Source organism: Oleiphilus sp. HI0123, assembly GCF_001635315.1.
This window is the reverse complement of record NZ_LWGE01001227.1, coordinates 1-4,802: the sequence shown is the minus strand read 5'-3', so window position 1 is coordinate 4,802 and position 4,802 is coordinate 1. Positions and strand designations below refer to the sequence as shown.

5 protein-coding genes are annotated in these 4,802 nt (G+C 43.8%); all 5 read right to left on the bottom strand.

All coding sequences use genetic code 11. From position 1 onward, the window contains the following. The coding region (gene ileS / locus A3761_RS14105) for an isoleucine--tRNA ligase (RefSeq protein ID WP_068750379.1) at positions 1-2,053 on the bottom strand (2,053 nt) is incomplete at its 3' end. A gap of 85 nt (positions 2,054-2,138) precedes the next feature. After that, positions 2,139-3,125 (bottom strand): bifunctional riboflavin kinase/FAD synthetase, encoded by a 987-nt coding sequence (gene ribF, locus A3761_RS14100; RefSeq protein ID WP_068553663.1) that lies wholly within the window; start codon positions 3,123-3,125, stop codon positions 2,139-2,141. A gap of 204 nt (positions 3,126-3,329) precedes the next feature. Further along, the gene (locus A3761_RS14095; RefSeq protein ID WP_068512276.1) at positions 3,330-3,650 is read right to left on the bottom strand and encodes a hypothetical protein; all 321 of its coding nucleotides are present in this window, start codon (positions 3,648-3,650) and stop codon (positions 3,330-3,332) included. Between the two features lie 182 nt (positions 3,651-3,832). Further along, positions 3,833-4,432 (bottom strand): rhombosortase, encoded by a 600-nt coding sequence (gene rrtA, locus A3761_RS14090; RefSeq protein WP_068509929.1) that lies wholly within the window; start codon positions 4,430-4,432, stop codon positions 3,833-3,835. A 14-nt stretch (positions 4,433-4,446) separates the two neighbouring features. Next, a partial coding sequence (locus A3761_RS14085) for a hypothetical protein (RefSeq protein WP_068750377.1) occupies positions 4,447-4,802 on the bottom strand: 356 nt, incomplete at its 5' end.

Here is a 4,802-nt window from a genome sequence, read left to right as displayed (position 1 = left end):
TCTCTTCAGGCGCTACCAAGTCCTTCTCTGGCTCAAAACCATTGATATTAGACAACAGGAAGCGCGCAGTATTTCGAATACGACGATAAGATTCGGCAGCTCGCTTGAGGATCTCGTCAGAAACCGTCATTTCACCACTATAGTCTGTTGCCGCTACCCAGAAACGCAAGATATCAGCCCCTAGCTTGTTCATCACTTCTTGTGGCGAAACAACGTTACCCAAAGACTTGGACATCTTCTTGCCTTCACCATCAACGGTGAAGCCGTGTGTTAACACCTGCTTATAAGGTGCTGCATTATTAATCGCGATACCCGTCTTCAAAGAGGACTGGAACCAACCACGGTGTTGATCCGAGCCTTCCAAGTATAAATCGGCAGGGTACTGACCTAGCTCTTCGCGCTGCTTTAATACCGCGGCATGCGTCACGCCCGAGTCAAACCAAACATCTAAAGTGTCGGTTACTTTTGTGTAATTCTCAGCGTCATCACCTAATAATTCGCTCGCATCCAATTCGAACCAGGCATCAATACCCTTCTGTTCAATTTTCTCAGCTACTTTAGCGATCAAATTTTGTGTATCAGGATGAAGCTCTTGTGTCTCGTTATGAACAAACAAAGTAATCGGAACACCCCAAGTACGCTGGCGAGAGATACACCAATCAGGGCTTTGCTCCAACATTGCTTCGATACGATTCTGACCCCATTCAGGTACCCACTGAACACCTTTCACCGCTTCCAATGCAGCTTCTTTCAAACCGTTCTGGGTCATACTGACAAACCATTGCGGCGTCGCACGATAAATCAGCGGAGTCTTGGTTCTCCAACAATGCGGATAGCTATGTGTGAAGACCTTTTTCTTAAGCAGTGCGCCTTGGCTCTCTAGCTCTTCTAAAATCGCTGCATCAACCTTATAAACATGCTGGCCAGCAAACTTGTCGACATCAGAACGGAAAGTGCCACCGCCATCAACATAGTTGAGCGTGCCTAAACCGTACTTCTTACCTACATTGAAATCGTCTACACCATGATCGGGTGCTGTATGAACCGCACCGGTACCCGCGTCGGTAGTGACGTGGTCACCCAAAATAACGGGAACCTGACGATCTCGATAGAAAGGATGAATCAACGCTTGTTTCTCAAGCGCCTGGCCAATACAACGGCCTAAGACTTCAAAAGACTCCAAACCATAGCGCTCAGCATTATCATCAACTAAAGCATCAGCCATGATAAGTAGCTCAGTGCCATTACCCGCGTCAGCCTTAACCAAGGCATATTCTAATTCAGCGTTTAAAGATACCGCTTGGTTAGAAGGTAATGTCCATGGCGTGGTCGTCCAGATCACAACAGACATAGGCACATCTTGCGCATCAACAGAGAAAGCCTCGTAAACAGCAGTCTGGTCGGCGACATTAAAACGAACATCGATCGCTGTTGACTGCTTATCCTGATATTCAACTTCTGCTTCAGCTAATGCAGAACCACCGACAACACTCCAGTAAACCGGCTTAAAGCCTTTCTGCAAGTGGCCGTTTTCAATAATTTGTCCCAAGGCTCTGACAATATCGGCTTCAAACTTAAAGTCCATGGTTAGGTAAGGCTTATCCCAGTCACCCAGAACACCTAGACGAATAAAGTCTTCTTTCTGGCCTGCAACCTGCTTAGCCGCGTAGTCACGACAGGCCTGACGAAACTCAGGGTAGTCTATTTTTACGCCGGCCTTGCCTTTTTTCTTTTCGACATTGTGTTCAATCGGTAAGCCGTGGCAGTCCCAACCCGGAATGTAAGGTGCGTCATAACCACTGATTGTTTTCGCTTTGACAATAATATCTTTAAGAATCTTGTTAACCGCGTGACCAATATGAATACTACCGTTTGCATACGGAGGGCCATCATGAAGAATAAACTTCTCTGCTCCCGCCCGGGCGGTTCTGATTTGTTGATACAAATCCATATCCTGCCACTGCTTTAACATGCCAGGCTCTCGCTGAGCCAGATTGCCACGCATTGGAAACTTGGTTTCGGGAAGGTTTAAAGTATGCTTGTAATCACTCATATTATTGTCACATCAGGTTGTCAATATTGTCCTTAGATCACTAAGGCACTCAATAATTTTTTATCAAGATCGCGTTTATATCTTTCTAGCTGGCCAATTTTTTAAAATATTCCTTGGCCTGCTTAACATCTTTATCTATCTGTTCTTTCAGAGCGTCAATACCATTAAAACGCTGCTCATCACGTACTTTCTGATGAAAAACAACTCGAACATTTCGGCCATATATATCTCGATCAAAGCCGAACAGGTGTACTTCTAGAGAAGGCAAGTAATTCCCAACGGTTGGTTTAACCCCAACATTCGCTACACCTTGATAAGGGGTATTATCCTCACCGTTCAAATAAAGGCTTACGACATAGACACCTGAAAATGGTACTTTCGTTCTCTTTAAGGCTACATTCGCTGTCGGAAACCCTAATTGGCGTCCAAGTTTCTGGCCGTGGATAACCTTACCCATGAAACTATAAGGGCGCCCTAAAGCATTCTCAGCAGCACTAAAATTACTCTTGGCCAACAATTCTCTAATCAGCGTACTACTAACTCTAAGAGGTGATTCTTCACACTCAACTGTCTGAGTACTTTCAACGCTAAAACCAAAGCGCTTTCCCGCATCTTTCAAGAGCGCATAATCACCCGAGCGGTCGCCCCCAAACCTAAAGTCATCACCAATCACCAGGTGCTTAATACTCAGGTGATCCACCAAAACCTGCTGAATAAACTCTTCTGCACTAAGCTGACTCAAATGCGCATCAAATTTTAAGCAAAATACAAAGTCGATACCGTACTCGGATATCGCCTGATACTTCTCTCGAAAGCGCATTAAACGAACAGGCGCTTCATCGGCTTTAAAATACTCAAGAGGTTGAGGCTCGAAAATAATAACAACGGACCGTAAGTCTTGTGTTTTTGCCTCGGTAACTACTTGCTCTAGAATCGCTTGATGCCCAAGGTGCACACCATCAAAGTTGCCAATCGTTGCAACACATGCCGTATTAGGCGAACTTTTATTTGTGCTTAAGTGCTGACAAGCTGCTATCAGCCCGGGGTTATGCATCCCTCTTAATAATCGCATCGCCACAGCTTGTATAAGTTCCTAGTAAAAACATGCCACAAAATAGTCGCCGATTATACTTGCTCAGGAGGGGAAGATTCAATCAACTCAGACCACAGCTAGCTAATAGAAATGAAAAAAGCCACATTTCTTTGCAATCTAGGCAATTTACCGCCCGAATATTTAAGAAATGCAGCTTTCTATTTGCAGAATGAAAAGTAAGACTTATTCCCACCAACCTACTAGGTTCATATAAATTATTGTCGCTGGTGCAAGAATAAAGGTCAGAATACCAACGGTCTCATCGGTTGACTCTTCGTTATTCTCATTCACGCGAATACCGTTTTCCTTACCAGAAGTGTAATACTTACGCCCCTCACGGTAGGTAAAATATTTATCAGGATCTTCCATCTGATAGTTCCCTTCATTTTGGTAAGCAGGAACAAACTCGTCATCTTCTGCATAAGCCGACGCACTGGCAAATATCACCGAAAACAAAAAAGCTGACATCAACTTTACGACAACTGACTGTTTTAAACTTTTCATAAGACTCTCCTTCACTTTCACTCCCTACACCTAAACAAATTCAACGCAGATATCCTTCATTTACGTTTGTCCATTTATTGAGCAAATTTCAGTCAGACTATTAAATGATATCGAACACAAAAAATAAAGTGATTTAACAATCGATAACAATCTCAGTGTCTAAGTTGCGACACAGCTATCAATCAAATACGAAAAATTCTTAAGAAAATAACACTCAGCACACCAGCAAACACACCATAAACATGAACATCTGTCGCAACTGAACCACCAATTAGCTCTGCTACCTGCTCGCTAGCATCAGCAAAGTATTCGTAGACAACCTTAACCAATAAACCCAAAAACACTAGCACACGCAACCACAGTGGGTACAAGTGATCTTGATACAAAGCATAAACCAATAGACCGTATAAGCCTCCCGACAAGCCCACATAGACACTTAGACCCGGACTACAGAACCATATCATGACGCTAATAATAAGAAAGAAAGCGCAGAGCAAAGAAACAATACGCACCGCTCGCCCCAAGCCTGAAAAGGTAAACAACAAAACCCCAAGGAATAGAGCATTCAAACCGAGATGAAACCAACTCAGGTGATCAAAATGCCCCACCAGCAAGCGCCACCATTGCCCTTCAGCAATACGCTGCCGATCAAAGCTAAAATCAAACTGGCTATTTTCAAATAAAAAGGTGTCACTAAGCTCTATAGCAAACGAAGGAATAACAAATATGAGAAAAGTAATAGAAAGCTGCAATAAGTGCTTTCTAGAATCAGTATTTTCCATACCTAGAAGCAGACCTAAAGAGGTCTAAGGACAAGAGGGTTTAATAAATAAACCTGAACTTCTCTGGAATCCAGAGAAATGGGAAGTGAAAATGTTTTCCAAAAAGGCATTCGTCGACAAGAGTCTTTCTTCACCCTAAGCACAGACACGTCGCGCCCTTGCACTCTCATCCGAAAGTCTTCAGGCTTGGTGCAGCCATTGCTTTTTGCCTGGAAGGTGATCGCCTCGTTATCAAGAGACTGCAGCACTATCGGCTCCGGAACTTGATTTTCAGGGCCACCCGCTAACACACCCCCTGAAAGCATGAGCACACCAACAAACCGAACTAAAACCATACGTAACATCAATCTAACACTCAAATAAAGACTAA

What these genes read in the sequence shown, in the direction of transcription:
- A3761_RS14095 (WP_068512276.1), bottom strand. Translation starts at nt 3,650, where the DNA reads ATGAAAAGTTTAAAACAGTCAGTTGTCGTAAAGTTGATGTCAGCTTTT.
- rrtA (WP_068509929.1), bottom strand. Translation starts at nt 4,432, where the DNA reads ATGGAAAATACTGATTCTAGAAAGCACTTATTGCAGCTTTCTATTACT.
- ribF (WP_068553663.1), bottom strand. Translation starts at nt 3,125, where the DNA reads ATGCGATTATTAAGAGGGATGCATAACCCCGGGCTGATAGCAGCTTGT.